This is a genomic window from Saccharothrix texasensis, assembly GCF_003752005.1.
Classification (GTDB): Bacteria; Actinomycetota; Actinomycetes; order Mycobacteriales; family Pseudonocardiaceae; genus Actinosynnema; species Actinosynnema texasense.
The window spans coordinates 4,380,616-4,394,754 of sequence record NZ_RJKM01000001.1 but is presented as its reverse complement, the minus strand read 5'-3'; the positions used below and the strand labels follow the sequence as shown (position 1 = coordinate 4,394,754).

15 protein-coding genes are annotated in these 14,139 nt (G+C 71.6%); 12 read left to right on the top strand and 3 right to left on the bottom strand.

Features of this window, described 5'->3' with window-relative positions; all coding sequences use genetic code 11:
* Window positions 1-45 precede the first annotated feature (45 nt).
* The 3 genes from EDD40_RS18570 to EDD40_RS41790 all read left to right on the top strand — a co-directional run bounded on the left by EDD40_RS18570 (window position 46) and on the right by EDD40_RS41790 (window position 2,056).
* Entirely contained in the window at window positions 46-1,005 is a 960-nt protein-coding gene (locus EDD40_RS18570) for an HpcH/HpaI aldolase/citrate lyase family protein (protein WP_123744038.1), read from the top strand.
* 178 nt (window positions 1,006-1,183) lie between these two features.
* Window positions 1,184-1,756 carry a GNAT family N-acetyltransferase gene (locus EDD40_RS18565; protein ID WP_123748121.1) on the top strand — a complete coding sequence of 191 codons (573 nt, stop codon included), beginning with the start codon at window positions 1,184-1,186 and terminating at the stop codon, window positions 1,754-1,756.
* Between the two features lie 138 nt (window positions 1,757-1,894).
* A complete protein-coding gene (locus EDD40_RS41790) occupies window positions 1,895-2,056 on the top strand; it encodes a hypothetical protein (protein ID WP_170185133.1) in 162 nt (53 codons plus the stop codon).
* Here the strand turns inward: EDD40_RS41790 and EDD40_RS18555 are convergent, their stop codons facing one another.
* A complete protein-coding gene (locus EDD40_RS18555; protein ID WP_123744036.1) occupies window positions 2,057-2,353 on the bottom strand; it encodes a DUF4190 domain-containing protein in 297 nt (98 codons plus the stop codon).
* A 143-nt stretch (window positions 2,354-2,496) separates the two neighbouring features.
* Here EDD40_RS18555 and EDD40_RS18550 point away from each other — a divergent pair, with 143 nt between their 5' ends.
* The 8 genes from EDD40_RS18550 (at window position 2,497) to EDD40_RS18510 (ending at window position 11,333) form a co-directional block, all read left to right on the top strand.
* Entirely contained in the window at window positions 2,497-3,693 is a 1,197-nt protein-coding gene (locus EDD40_RS18550) for an acyl-CoA dehydrogenase family protein (RefSeq protein WP_123744035.1), read from the top strand.
* Window positions 3,694-4,062: 369 nt separating this feature from the next.
* The gene (locus tag EDD40_RS18545; RefSeq protein ID WP_201438588.1) at window positions 4,063-4,608 is read left to right on the top strand and encodes a YflT domain-containing protein; all 546 of its coding nucleotides are present in this window, start codon (window positions 4,063-4,065) and stop codon (window positions 4,606-4,608) included.
* Between the two features lie 171 nt (window positions 4,609-4,779).
* A complete protein-coding gene (locus EDD40_RS18540; protein WP_123744034.1) occupies window positions 4,780-6,036 on the top strand; it encodes an ABC transporter substrate-binding protein in 1,257 nt (418 codons plus the stop codon).
* Window positions 6,037-6,044: 8 nt separating this feature from the next.
* Window positions 6,045-7,001, top strand: coding sequence for a carbohydrate ABC transporter permease (locus tag EDD40_RS18535; RefSeq protein WP_281277854.1), 957 nt, complete (start codon window positions 6,045-6,047; stop codon window positions 6,999-7,001).
* A complete protein-coding gene (locus EDD40_RS18530) occupies window positions 7,001-7,846 on the top strand; it encodes a carbohydrate ABC transporter permease (protein ID WP_123744032.1) in 846 nt (281 codons plus the stop codon). Before EDD40_RS18535 ends, EDD40_RS18530 begins: the two co-directional genes overlap by 1 nt.
* A gap of 4 nt (window positions 7,847-7,850) precedes the next feature.
* Complete coding sequence (locus EDD40_RS18525) at window positions 7,851-9,032, top strand: ABC transporter ATP-binding protein (protein ID WP_123744031.1); 1,182 nt, start codon at window positions 7,851-7,853, stop codon at window positions 9,030-9,032.
* Between the two features lie 285 nt (window positions 9,033-9,317).
* Window positions 9,318-10,205, top strand: coding sequence for an SDR family NAD(P)-dependent oxidoreductase (locus tag EDD40_RS18520; RefSeq protein ID WP_123744030.1), 888 nt, complete (start codon window positions 9,318-9,320; stop codon window positions 10,203-10,205).
* A 156-nt stretch (window positions 10,206-10,361) separates the two neighbouring features.
* Entirely contained in the window at window positions 10,362-11,333 is a 972-nt protein-coding gene (locus EDD40_RS18510; protein WP_170184863.1) for a hypothetical protein, read from the top strand.
* Window positions 11,334-11,396: 63 nt separating this feature from the next.
* On the opposite strand, the gene EDD40_RS18505 is transcribed toward EDD40_RS18510, so the two are convergent.
* Together EDD40_RS18505 and EDD40_RS18500 are read right to left on the bottom strand one after the other, a co-directional pair.
* Complete coding sequence (locus EDD40_RS18505; RefSeq protein ID WP_123744027.1) at window positions 11,397-12,236, bottom strand: chromosome partitioning protein ParB; 840 nt, start codon at window positions 12,234-12,236, stop codon at window positions 11,397-11,399.
* Entirely contained in the window at window positions 12,226-12,906 is a 681-nt protein-coding gene (locus tag EDD40_RS18500; protein WP_123744026.1) for a metallophosphoesterase family protein, read from the bottom strand. Before EDD40_RS18500 ends, EDD40_RS18505 begins: the two co-directional genes overlap by 11 nt.
* Window positions 12,907-13,012: 106 nt before the next feature.
* Here EDD40_RS18500 and EDD40_RS18495 point away from each other — a divergent pair, with 106 nt between their 5' ends.
* Complete coding sequence (locus EDD40_RS18495; RefSeq protein WP_123744025.1) at window positions 13,013-14,098, top strand: DUF2332 domain-containing protein; 1,086 nt, start codon at window positions 13,013-13,015, stop codon at window positions 14,096-14,098.
* The last annotated feature ends 41 nt before the right edge of the window (window positions 14,099-14,139 follow it).

Genomic DNA, 14,139 nt, shown 5'->3' with positions numbered 1-14,139 from the left:
CTTCGACCCACAGTAGTTACCGGCCGGTACGAGGAGGTACCCCCAGTGGTCGACCAGCAGCGCCCCCGTCGCTCGTGCCTGGCCGTGCCCGGCTCCAGCCAGAAGATGATCGACAAGGCTCGCACGCTGCCCGCGGACCAGGTGTTCCTCGACCTGGAGGACGCGTGCGCGCCGCTGGCCAAGCCGGGTGCGCGCAAGACCATCGTGGCCTCGTTGAACGAGGGCGACTGGGGTTCCCGCACGCGGGTGGTCCGGGTGAACGACTGGACCACCGAGTGGACCTACCGCGACGTCACCGAGGTCGTCGAGGGCGCGGGCGCGAACCTCGACTGCGTCATGCTGCCCAAGGTGCAGACCGCGCAGCAGGTGCACGCCCTGGACCTGCTGCTCACCCAGATCGAGAAGACGATGGGCTACGAGGTCGGGCGGATCGGCATCGAGGCGCAGATCGAGAACGCGCTCGGCCTGATCGACGTCAACGCCATCGCCACCGCGTCGCCGCGGGTGGAGACGATCATCTTCGGCCCGGCCGACTTCATGGCGTCGATCAACATGAAGTCGCTGGTCGTCGGCGAGCAGCCGCCCGGCTACGACGTGGGCGACGCCTACCACTACATCCTGATGCAGATCCTGATGGCCGCCCGCGCGCACGACAAGCAGGCCATCGACGGCCCCTACCTGCAGATCCGGGACGTCGACGGCTTCCGCCGGGTGGCCGGCCGCTCCGCCGCGCTCGGGTTCGACGGCAAGTGGGTCCTGCACCCGGGCCAGATCGACGCGGCCAACGAGGTGTACAGCCCGAAGCAGGAGGACTACGACCACGCCGAGAACATCCTCGACGCGTACGACCACTTCACCTCCGAGCGGGGCGGCAAGCGGGGCGCGGTGATGCTCGGCGACGAGATGATCGACGAGGCGTCGCGCAAGATGGCGCTGGTCATCTCGTCCAAGGGCCGCGCCGCGGGCATGTCGCGCACGAACGTGTGGTCGCCGCCGGAGGACTGATCCGCCACCCGTTCGCCGTCGGCCGCGGTCGTGGAGTGGGGGCGGACCGGTGGGATCGGTGCTTACGGCGCGGCGGGGTCGACCGCTAGCATCGTCGCCGATGATCACGCGTCCGCTCCTCTCGCGCCCGGCGGTCGGTCACGACGCGGCGCCTCCGGCGGGCCTGACGGGGCGGCAGGTGCGATTACGCGCCGTCGTCCCCGCGGACCGCCACACGTTGACCGGTTTCGACCGCGCCGCCGCGCGCGGCGGCTCCCCGAGGGTCGGCGGGTACCGGCACTGGGCGGCGCACCGGGCGGCCGACGCCGGGGGTGGCGTCCAGTTCGCGATCGAGACGCTGCACAGCCGGATCCTGGTCGGCTCGCTGTGGACCGGCCAGGCCGACCCGCGCTCCGACCGGTTCAGCTACGGCATCGGGATCGGCGCGCAGCACCGGCGCTGCGGCTACGCCGCCGACGCCATCACCATGCTTCTCGCGTTCATGTTCGACGAGCGCGGCTACGGCGAGTGCGAGGTCGGCGTGCACGCCGGCAACACCGCCTCGCTGACCCTGCACGGCGCGCTCGGCTTCCGGGAGGAGGACCGCCTGCGCGACACCGAGCTGCCGCGCGGGCGGGTCGACCACGTGGTGCGGATGCGCATCACCGCGTACGAGTTCGCCCAGCTCCAACCGACCCTCGTCGCGGCGCGCCCCAGCCGGGGACGGCACTGGCGTCCCCGGCGGGGACGGCACTGGCAGGTCCGGCTCTGACGGGTTCGGCGCCGACCGTGACCGCCGTGACCCGCAGTCACGGCGGTGTGGCGGGCTGTCGACCCCGGCGGTGAGCATGCCCACAACCGGCGGCGCCGAGTGGCGATCATGGTGGGCCGCGTGTGCATGGTGGTGGGCGTGTCCAGACATCGCACGCCGCGCAGGCGGCTGTTCCAGCGCCGCCACGACGACCTGGTCGAGCGCAGCTTCCGGCCGTGCCCCGCCTGCTCGCACGACGTCCACGTGTTCGCCGACGTGTGCCGCCACTGCGGTGGCGAGCTGGAGCTGCGCGCCTCCTGATCAGCGCGGCGCGGGCAGGTTCCCGGCCTCGCGGTACAGCCACACCACCAGCACGATCCACAGCACCGCGGCCAGCACCCACAGCACGGTGAGCACCACGCCGATGATCAGGCCGGCGGTCGCCATGCCCCAGCCCTGCTCACCGGTCCGCCGGATCTGCTTGCGCGCCACGATGCCCAGCACGATGCCCGCCGGCGAGAACAGGAACGCCGTGATCAGCGCCGCGATCGCCATCCCGTTCGTCTGCGCGGTCGGCGGCGGGTAGTAGCCCGGTTGCGGTCGGTACGGCTGCGACATGCGGATCCCCCTGCGAATCGTGCGGGCGCACAGGCTAACCCGCTGTTTCGGTTCAGCGCGTGGCGATGAGCACTCTCGTGACGCGAACGGGCGTTAACCGGTCCATACTCGCCGGTAACCCGTGAGCTACGAAGGGAACCGCGATGGCGCGCCTGGCCCGGACCGCAGGACTGACCGACGTCCAGGAGGAGATCCTGTCGACGGTCCGCACCTTCGTGGACAAGGAGATCATCCCGCACGCCCAGGCGCTGGAGCACGGCGACACGTACCCGGCCGACATCGTCGAGGGCATGAAGGAGATGGGCCTGTTCGGGCTCACCATCCCGGAGGAGTTCGGCGGGCTCGGCGAGTCGCTGCTGACCTACGCCCTGGTCGTGGAGCAGATCGCGCGCGGCTGGATGTCCGTCTCCGGTGTGATCAACACGCACTTCATCGTGGCGCACATGCTCAAGCAGCACGGCACGCCCGAGCAGCAGCAGAAGTACCTGCCCCGGATGGCGACCGGCGAGGTGCGCGGCTCGTTCTCCATGTCCGAGCCGGAGCTGGGCTCGGACGTGGCGGCGATCCGCACGCGGGCCGTGCGCGACGGCGACGACTTCGTGGTCGACGGCCAGAAGATGTGGCTGACCAACGGCGGCACGTCCAACCTGACCGCCGTGCTGGTGAAGACCGACGAGGGCGAGGAGAAGGCGCACCGGAACCTGACCACGTTCCTGGTGGAGAAGCCCGAGGGCTACGGCGAGGTCGCGCCCGGCCTCACCATCCCCGGCAAGATCGACAAGATGGGCTACAAGGGCGTCGACACGACCGAGATGGTCTTCGACGGCTTCCGGCTCCCGGCGGAGCAGGTGCTCGGCGGCCGGACCGGCCGCGGGTTCCGGCACATGATGGACGGCGTCGAGGTCGGCCGGGTGAACGTGGCGGCGCGGGCGTGCGGCATCGCGCTGCGGTCGTTCGAGCTGGCCATCGAGTACGCGCAGCAGCGCAAGACGTTCGGCAAGCCGATCGCCGAGCACCAGGCCATCGCGTTCAAGCTGGCCGAGATGGCGACCAAGGTCGAAGCCGCCCACCTGATGATGGTGAACGCGGCGCGGCTGAAGGACTCGGGCGCGCGCAACGACGTCGAGGCCGGCATGGCCAAGCTCATCGCGTCCGAGTACTGCGCCGAGGTGACCCAGGAGGCGTTCCGCATCCACGGCGGCTACGGCTACTCCAAGGAGTACGAGATCGAGCGCCTGATGCGCGAGGCGCCGTTCCTGCTCATCGGCGAGGGGACGAGCGAGATCCAGAAGACCATCATCAGCCGGGGCCTGCTGCGCGACTACCAGTCGCGCGGCTGACCTCCCGGCGGGTCCTGCGCCGGGCCGGGGTCCGGCGAAGTCCTCCGTGACCGGCGGGCGGGCTCCGTTCCGCTCACCGGCGCGGGCCTGAGCGAGATCCGGTGGACCGTCACCAGCCGGGCCCGCCCGCCCACCAGTCGCGTCGCCGGCTGCGGGACGGGTTGTCCACAGGCCGGGGCCGGGGTGCCGCGCATCGTCGGTCCCAGCCGGCAGAATCAAGAACAGGGGTCCCCTGGTCGGGGGACCCCCGCGTCGCGTGCGGGGCCATCGTGGCCTCCGCGCCAGGTCACGTTTCACACCCTTACCGGCGACCTGTTTCGCGCCGCCCGCCCACTGTTGGCAGGATGGGGAGATCAGCACCGCGAAGAGGTGGTCACCGTGACGAGTTCCTTCTCCGGCCAGAACCGACCCGGGGTGCCTCCCCGCCTGCCCACCCCGCCCACCGGTTGGCCCATCGGCTCGTACGGCACCTACGAGGAGGCCCAGCGCGCCGTCGACTTCCTCGCCGACGACGACTTCCCCGTCCAGGAGGTCACGATCGTGGGTGTCGACCTCATGCTCGTCGAACGGGTGACCGGTCGCCTCACGTGGGGCCGGGTGCTCGGCACGGGCGCGGCGTCGGGGGCTTGGTTCGGGTTGTTCGTCGGCGTCCTGCTCAGCCTGTTCAACACCAGTCCCGGCGCCAGCCTCGGGCCCATCGTGGCCGGTCTGGGGGTCGGCGTCGCCTTCGGCCTGATCTTCGCCGCGGTCGGGTACGGGTCGGCCCGCGGCAAGCGCGACTTCCAGAGCGCCAGCCAGCTCGTGGCGGGCCGCTACGACGTGCTCTGCCAGCCCCGTTCCGCCGAACGCGGCCGTGACCTGCTCGCCAAGCTCGCCATGCGCCCCTCCGACGCGGGCAAGGCCGGCAAGGACTGAGGTTTGCCGCACCACCGGATCGGGTAACGCCGTTCCGGGCTCCGGTGGTTGCGGCACCTGATCACCGGGCCTACGTTCGTTCCACCGTTCGGCCCAGCCGGCGGTGGGGCACGACGGGGTGCCGGGCGTCGCGGTCTGGCTCCTCCGCTGTCGGGAGAGGAGGCAGGACCGATGAGGGGCAAGGGTCATCGGTTGGCCGCCGCAGGGAGCGCCGCGCTGATCGCGTCGTCCGTGCTGGCGGGCTGTGGTTCGGGTGACGGCGGGATCACCATCAACGTCTACAAGTACCCGCAGCAGAACTTCCAGAAGATCGTCGACAACTGCAACGAGCGCGCCGACGGGTACGAGATCGTCTACCACAAGCTGCCGCGCGAAGCGGACGGCCAGCGCGAGCAGATGGTCCGCCGGCTGGCCGCCGGGGACGACGACATGGACGTGCTGGCCCTCGACGTCACGTGGACCGCCGAGCTGGCCGAGGCCGGCTGGATCAGGGAGTTCACCGGCTCGACGAAGGCCCAGGTCGAGGACGGCACGCTGGAGACGCCGCTGGAGACCGCCCGCTACGAGGGCAAGCTGTACGGCGCGCCGGACAACACGAACGTCCAGCTCCTCTGGTACCGGGGCGACCTCGTGCCCACGCCGCCGACCACGTGGTCCGAGATGATCGAGATGGGCACGCGGCTCGAAGAGGACGGCGACGACAAGACCCCCGGCCGGGTCGCCGCCCAGGGCAAGCAGTACGAGGGCCTCGTCGTCCTCTACAACACCCTGGTCAACACCGCCGGCGGGCAGGTCCTGGACGACGGCGGCAGCAAGGCGGTCATCGACGACGGCGCGGTCGAGGCGCTCGAGGTGCTCAAGCAGTTCGCCACCTCCAAGGTGGTCGACCCGTCGTTCTCCAACGCCGCCGAGGACGACGCCCGCCTCGCCATGGAGACCGGCAAGGCCGCGTTCCAGCTGAACTGGCCCTACGTCTACGCCGCCGCCCAGGCCGTGCCCGACCTCGCCCCGAACCTCAAGTGGGCGCCCTTCCCGTCGATCGACGGCGGACCGGCCAAGGTGACCGTCGGCGGCATCAACTACGGGGTCAGCGCCTTCTCCCGGCACCCCGACGAGTCGTTCGACGCCGTCACGTGCCTGCGCAGCGCGGAGCACCAGAAGTTCGCCGCCATCAACGACGGCGTGCCGCCCACCATCGAGTCCGTCTACGACGACCCGGAGATGGCCAAGCCGTACCCGATGAAGGAAGCGATCCTGGAGACGCTGAAGAACGCGAGCGTCCGCCCGCGCACCCCCGCCTACCAGAACGTCTCGACGGTCATCTCCACGGTCCTCTCGCCGCCCGCCGACATCGACCCGCGGCCCACGGCCGACCGGCTGCGCGCCGAGCTCCAGGACGCGCTCGACTCGAAGGGGGTGCTGCCGTGAGCCACGCGTTGGACGCCGAACCGGGCGCCACCGGTCCGGGCCCCGCCGAACCGGAGCCGTCGTCCCGGGCCAAGGCCGCGCTCAGCGAGGGCAAGAAGGCCGAACGGCGGCTCGGCCTGCTGCTGTGCGCGCCCGCGATCCTCATCATGGCCGCCGTGGCGGGCTGGCCGATCATCTACTCGGTCTGGCTGTCGTTGCAGCGCTACGACCTGAAGTTCCCCGACCGCACCGAGTTCGTCGGCCTGGACAACTACGTCACCGTGCTCACCAACCCCTATTGGTGGAATGCCATGTGGGTGACGATCCTCATCACGGTGGTGTCCGTGGCGGTGGAGCTGGTGCTCGGCATGGCGCTGGCGCTGATCATGCACCGGACCCTGGTCGGCCGGGGCATCGTGCGCACGTCCACGCTCATCCCGTACGGCATCGTCACGGTCGTGGCCGCGTTCTCCTGGCGCTACGCCTGGACGCCCGGCACCGGCTACCTGGCCGAGACGATCGCCGGCGGCGAGCCGGTGCTCACCCAGAAGATCCCGGCGATCATGGTCGTGACGCTGGCCGAGATCTGGAAGACCACGCCGTTCATGGCCCTGCTGCTGATGGCGGGCCTGGCCCTGGTGCCGGACGACCTGCTCAAGGCCGCCGCGATGGACGGCGCGAGCGCCTGGCAGCGGTTCACCAAGGTCATGGTGCCGGTGATGAAGCCGGCGATCCTGGTGGCGCTGCTGTTCCGCACGCTCGACGCGTTCCGCATCTTCGACAACCTGTTCGTGCTCACGGCGGGCTCGCAGGGCACGTCGTCGGTGTCGATGCTGACCTACAACAACCTGATCAAGGGCCTGAACCTGGGCATCGGCTCGACCATGTCGGTGCTGATCTTCGTCGCGGTGGCGATCATCGCGTTCGTGTTCGTGAAGCTGTTCGGCACCGCCGCGCCCGGCGGCGACGGCGGGGGGAGGCGCTGATGGCGGGCATCGGCGGGGCCGTGACCACGAGCCGCAAGGCGCGCTGGACCGCCCTCAACGTCCTGGTGGTGGCGTACGCGCTGTTCCCGGTGCTGTGGATCGTGTCGTTGTCGTTCAAGACCAAGGAGACCCTGGGCGACGGCAACTTCATCCCGCGCGCCTGGACGTTCGACAACTACAAGGCGATCTTCTCCACCACGGAGTTCGTCCGCGCGCTGGTGAACTCGATCGGCATCGCGCTGATCGCCACGGCCATCGCGGTCGTGTTCGGCACGATGGCCGCCTACGCCATCGCCCGGCTCGACTTCCCCGGCAAGCGGCTGCTGGTCGGGGTGTCGCTGCTGATCGCGATGTTCCCGCAGATCTCGCTGGTCTCGCCGCTGTTCGAGATCGAGCGGGCGCTCGGGCTGTTCGACACCTGGCCCGGCCTGATCCTGCCCTACATCACCTTCGCGCTGCCGCTGGCGATCTACACGCTGTCGGCGTTCTTCCGCGAGATCCCGTGGGAGCTGGAGAAGGCGGCGAAGATGGACGGCGCCACGCCCGGTCAGGCGTTCCGCCGGGTCATCGCGCCGCTGGCCGCGCCCGGCGTGTTCACCACCGCGATCCTGGTGTTCATCTTCTGCTGGAACGACTTCCTGTTCGCGATCTCGCTGACCTCCACCGAGCGCTCGCGCACGGTGCCGGTCGCGCTGTCGTTCTTCACCGGCGGCTCGCAGTTCGAGGACCCGACCGGGTCGATCGCCGCCGCCGCCGTGGTGATCACCGTCCCGATCATCCTGTTCGTGTTGTTCTTCCAGCGTCGGATCGTCGCCGGGTTGACCTCCGGCGCCGTCAAGGGGTGAAGCAATGGCCGAGATCGTCCTGGACAGCGTGACCAAGCAGTACCCCGACGGTGCGGTGGCCGTGCGGGACGTGGACCTCGAGATCGCCGACGGCGAGTTCGTCATCCTGGTCGGCCCGTCCGGCTGCGGGAAGTCCACGACCCTGAACATGATCGCGGGCCTGGAGGACATCACGTCCGGCGAGCTGCGCATCGGCGGCGAACGGGTCAACGAGCGCGCGCCCAAGGACCGCGACATCGCGATGGTGTTCCAGTCCTACGCGCTCTACCCGCACATGACGGTGAAGGAGAACATGGCCTTCCCGCTGCGGCTGGCCAAGGTGGACGACGCCACCGTGGAGAAGAAGGTCCGCGACGCGGCCGCGATCCTGGACCTGGCCGACCACCTGGACCGCAAGCCGTCCAACCTGTCCGGCGGGCAGCGGCAGCGGGTCGCGATGGGGCGGGCGATCGTGCGCAGCCCCAAGGCGTTCCTGATGGACGAGCCGCTGTCGAACCTCGACGCCAAGCTGCGCGTGCAGATGCGCACGTCGGTGTCACGGCTGCAGAAGCAGCTCGGCACCACCACCGTGTACGTCACGCACGACCAGACCGAGGCGATGACCCTCGGCGACCGGGTCGTGGTGATGCGCGGCGGCGCGGTGCAGCAGGTCGGCGCGCCGCAGTTCCTCTACGACAACCCGGCCAACCTGTTCGTCGCCGGGTTCATCGGCTCGCCCGCGATGAACTTCGTGCCCGCGGCGCTGGAGGACGGCGTGCTGCGGTCGCCGCTGGGCGACGTGCCGCTCACCGACCGGGTGCGCGGGCTGCTGGAGAACGCCGACGCGCCCCGCGAAGTGATCATGGGGTTGCGGCCCGAGCACTTCGAGGACGCCCGACTGGTGGACGACGCCGTTCGCTCGAAGGGGGTCACGTTCACCAACCACGTGGACGTGCTGGAGTCGATGGGCTCGGACAAGTTCGCCTACTTCAGCGTCCAGGGTGAACAGGCGACCTCGGCGGAGTTGGCCGAGCTCGCCGCCGACGCGGGCTCGGCCGACGTGCCCGGCGGCGGCGTGTCGCTGGTCGCCCGGATCGCCGCGACGTCCACCGCGGTGGAGGGCGAGCCGGCCGACATCTGGTTCGACGCAGACCAGGTGCAGCTGTTCGACCCGGGCACCGGCCGCAACCTCACCTTCCGCGGCTGAGCCGGCGGGCCGTCCCCCGTCGCGCGAACCGCGCGGCGGGGGCGGCCTTTCACACTTCCCGATGAAGCCCAACGGGAGGTTTCCGGAGGTCACGGGAAGTTGCCGACCAGTCCGGACCATCGGCAGGAACGAACTCCGTAGGCCATTCAGCGCAGCAAACCCACACCTCGTCGCACGTGTGGCGCTGCGGCTGCCGGCGATCCCCACGCTGGGCGGAGGCGGAAACGACTCCGGCCGTTTAGGGCCGGGGCAGGGGAGTCCGCCGAGCACAGAGAAGAGCGCGAGATGGGGATTCTTGACGGCAAAGCAGTGGTGATCACCGGGGCGGGACGGGGTCTGGGCGAGGCCTACGCGATGCACGCCGCGCAGGCCGGCGCCGCGGTCGTGGTCAACGACGTTGACGGTGACCAGGCCGAACAGGTGGCCGAGCACATCCGGGCGTACGGCGGGCGCGCGGTGGCGAGCACGGCGACGGTGGCCGATCCCAGCGAGGCCGAGAAGATCATGGGAATGTGCCTGACCGAGTTCGGCCGGGTCGACGGCCTGGTCAACAACGCCGGGCTCAACTACGAGGCACTGCCGTGGGAGGACGAGCCGGAATCCATCCGGCGGATCGTCGAGGTCAACCTCCTGGGAGTCATATACACCGGAATGGCCGCGATGCGCGTGATGCGCGAGCAGGGCCACGGCTCGATCGTGAACATTTCGTCGGGCGCGTTCCTCGGCCAGCGCAAACTCGCCGCCTACTCGGCCACCAAAGGCGCGGTGGCCTCGCTCAGCTCGTCGTGGGCGCTCGACCTGGAAGGGGACAACATCCGGGTCAACGCCGTCTGCCCGGTCGCCCACACGCGGATGGTGTGGAAGTCGGAGCGCTCGCTGCGGGCCATCCCCGCCGACCGCACCCCCGGCAAGGTCGCGCCGCTGGTGCTGTTCCTGCTCAGCGACGCGGCCGACGGCATCACGGGCCAGATCGTCCGGTGCAACGGCAGGCAGCTGCACCTCGTCGGCCACCCGTACTTCAAGCAGCCGATCCTGGAGAGCGACACCTGGGACACCGCGTCGGTGAAGCGGGCGTTCGACGGCGTCCTGCAAGCCCACCTGGAACCGTTCGGCCTGGAGAAGCGCATGCCGCCGCGGCTGCGCGAGCTGGTCGAGCCCGGCCGCACGGCCTGAGGTCGAGCGGGGGAGTGCCGTCCGGCGCTTCCCCGCCTCGAAGCGCGGGACCGGCGTGTTTCACCTGTTTGCCGCCGCGCTGAATCGGATCCGCCCGGCTGGTCACACCTTCGGGTGATCGCCTGGTAGGTGGACCTTGCTGCGACGATGCTGGACATGGGCACGCGCGCTCCCCGGGTCACGGACTGGCGGCTGGTGGTGCAGTCGCGGTTGGACCGCGTGCGGGCCGACCTCGCCGCGCTCGGACCCGTGGATCCGCTCGACCAGGAGAGCGCGCAGTGGCGCGGGGTGGCGGAGCAGGAGGCCGCCGTCGTCGAGGACATGGTCACGCGAGCCGAGTCGCGGTGGCGGACGGTGGCGTCGTGGTGGTCCGGGTGGCACATCGAGCGGGCCTGGCGGTCGCTGCACGAGGCCGAGATCGCGGTGGTGGCGGCGGACAGCGGGTTCCTCGGACGGTTGCCCGGCCTGAAGGCCCGGGTCGCGGAGAACCTCGACGAGCACGACCCGCGGCGCATCGCGCTGGAGGAGCTGCGGCCCGGCGAGTTCCCCCTCGCGGTGGAGCGGGAGATCGTGGTGGACGCGCTGCGGGCCGCCTTCGACGCCTCCGACTTCGCCCACGCCGGGTCGCGGGCGCTGCGCAACAAGCTGATCGCCACGTCCGTGGTGCTCTTCCTGGTGAACACCGCGCTCGGCGTGATCGGTCTGACCGAGCCCGGTCTGGTGCCGATGTGCGTCAGCGCGGAGAAGCTGCCGACGGTGTGCCCGTCGGGCAAGTCGGCGGCCGGCGCGGACGTGTGGCTGATCCAGCTGTTCGGCGCGTTCGGCGCGGTGCTCTCGGCCGTCGTCCTGCTGCTGCGCCGCCGACCCAGCCTCTCGCCGTACGTGATGGTCGGCTACCAGGCCATGATCAAGGTCCTGCTGGGCGCGGCGCTCGCGGTGGTCGGCATCCTGGCCCTGGGCGCGGGCGTGACGACCGGTCTCATCGGCGTGGCGTCCCAGGCCGCCCTGCTGCTGTGGGCCGTCATCCTCGGCTACGGCCAGCAGGTCGCGACCCGGCTGCTGGACAGCTACACGGACCGGGTGATGGACCAGGCCCGGCCGCTGCCCAGGCTCGAAGGCCAGCGATGACCCCGGGGCTCACGGCGACACCCTGCCCACCGTGAGCCGCGATCCCGCGGCGCCGGCGGCGGCTCACCGGCGCGACCGCAGGGTCGAGATGACGTCGGCGTCCCACCGGTGCGTGCGGATCAGCCGGTACCGCTCCGCCGCCACCCACAGGTACGCCTCGGTCTCCGTGCGGTCGCCCACCAGGTCCGCCTGCCGCAGCATCTCCACCACCGGCTGGTACTCCTCGGCGTACCAGCGCGCGGCGACCGCGGCCCGGTCCAGGAACACGCCCTCGTCCTGCATCAGCCGGAACCCCCACGCCTCCACGTGCTCGCCCAGCTCCGCGTACTCCCACGGGTCCGACAGCAGCACCGCCGCCCGCGCCTGCCCGTCCAACGGCGCCCGCTCCAGGAACAGCCGCCGGTAGTCCTTCACGATCAGGTCGCCCCGGTGCCGGATGCCGTGCGCCGGGATCCGCGTCACGACCTCCGTCACGTACGCGTCGATCACCTCCAGCCCCAGCGCGTGCGCCACCGACACCCGGTGGTGCCCGTCCTGCACGAAGTGCAGGTCGCCCACCCGGTACACCTCGATCGGCGGCACCGCCTCGCCCCGCCGCTGCGCCAGCGCCAGCCGCTGCCACCGCTCGCGCACCCGGGCCGACGTCGGCCGGAACCGGCGGTCGAAGTCGCGGGTCCGGTCCACGCTGCCGACGATCGAGTCCAGCCGGACCACCCGCAGCCCCAACCGCCGCTCGCCGAGCATCCCCAGCGCCTCCACCACCTCGTGGAACGGCAGCATGATGTTCACGTCGTCGGGCTCGCGGCGCAGCCACGCCGCCAACCGCGACATCACCTGGCGGCGGCGGGCGCGCAGGAAGTCGTGCTCCGCGTCCGCCCGCGGGAAACCGGTGTCACGGGGCACGGTCGACTCCTCCTCGGGTCACGGGGACGTCCAGCACCCGGTAGCCCACGACGTTCACCACGCGGGTCGAGCCGAGCGCCCGGTCCGGCTTCACCCGGCCGTGCGGGTGGATGTGCCCGTGCAGCAGCAGCGGTGGCCGCAACCACCGCACGGCCTCGTGCAGGCACGCGAAGCCCCGGTGGGGCGGGTCCGGCTCGTCGCCGCAGCCCAGCGGCGGCGAGTGGGTGAGCAGCACGTCCACCCCGCGCCCGTCGCGCCACCGCCGCCACCGGGCCGCCCGCAGCACCCCGCGCAGCCGCCGCGCCTGCTGCCGCTCGGTCCACTGGTTCGGCCCGCCGCTGTACCGGACGGACCCGCCCAGCCCGGCGATCCGCAGCCCCGCGACGTCCACCACCCGCCCGTCGGCGTTCACCGCGCCCGCCGGACCCGGCCAGCGCACCGGCAGGCCCGCCTTCGTCCACAGGCCGCGCACGTCGGTGTAGCCGGTCAGGTCCACGTCGTGGTTGCCCGGCACGAACACGCACGGCCGGTCCAACGCACCGGCCAGGAACTCCAGGTAGTCGAACGGCAGGTCGCCGGCCGCCACGACGAGGTCGACGTCGTGGCGGCGCACCCGGTCGGTCCACAACGCCTCGACCACCTCGTCGGCCACCGCGAGCACCCTCGGCACCCACCGAGCCTAAGCGCTGCCGCGGTCGGCGACACCTCGTCGGTGAAAGGGTGAACACCGCGGTCGTCCGCCTGCCGCACAAGGGAAACCGGGTTAACGTCACAGGGTGCTCGCCGAGCTGTTCCTCGACGCGTCCCGCGCCTGCGACGTCCACAGCCCGCTCACCCGCACCCTGCTGGTGGCCGCGGCGGACGACCTGGCCCGCGGCGGCGTCACCGCGCGGGTGATGGCGGGCGCCGAGTGCGACCGGCACGGCACCGTGCCCGGCCTGCGGTTCGCGGGCGCCCTGCACCGGCTCGTCCTGGAGGGCCGCGCGCCGACCCTGGCCAGGCACTACCCGACGGCCGGCGGCCGACCGGACCTGCGCACCGTCTGGGACGACGCGCTGCCCGTGCTGCACGAGCACACCGACGAGCTGCGCGCCCTGGTCACGTCCACGGTCGTGCAGACCAACGAGCCCGGCCGCAGCGCGCCCCTGTTCGGCGGCCTGCAGACCGCCACCCACCTGGCCGCGGCCGAGGCGGGCCGGCGCGCCACGTTCCCGATCCGGCTGCTGGAGGTCGGCGCGTCCGGCGGCCTGAACCTGCGCCCGCACCGCCTCGCCTACCGGGTGGACGGCGTGACGTTCGGCGACCCGGGCAGCCCGTTCGCCCTCGACCCGGGCTGGACCGGCCGCCCGCCCGTCGACCTGCGCCACAACCTGCGCCTGGTCCGCCGCGCGGGCTGCGACCTCAACCCGGTCGACGTGTCCACGGAGGACGGGCGGCTGCACCTGTCGTCGTTCGTCTGGGCCGACCAGCGGGCCCGCTTCGAACGGCTCCAGGCCGCCGTCGAGCTGGCCCGGCTCGACCCCGTCCCGGTGCGGCGGGCGACCGGCCCCGAGTGGCTGGCCGAGCAGCTCGCCCGCCCGGAGCGCGACGTGCTGACCGTCGTGTGGCACTCGGTCGTCTGGCAGTACGCGTCGCCGGCCGACCGCGCCATGGGCCGGGCGATCCTCGCCGACGCGGCCTCCCGGGCCACCCCGGTGGCACCGCTGGCGCTGCTCGTCTACGAACCGCGCCGCACGCACACCGCGGGCGCGTACGAGTTCCGGCTGCTGCTCAAGCTGTGGCCGGCGGGCGTCTCGCTGCGCCTGGGCACGGGCGTCGGGCACGGCATCCCGTTCACGTGGGACACCGCGCCCTGGACCTGACCGGTCAGCTCCCGGTCGCGATCAGCAGGGTCACCGTGGCG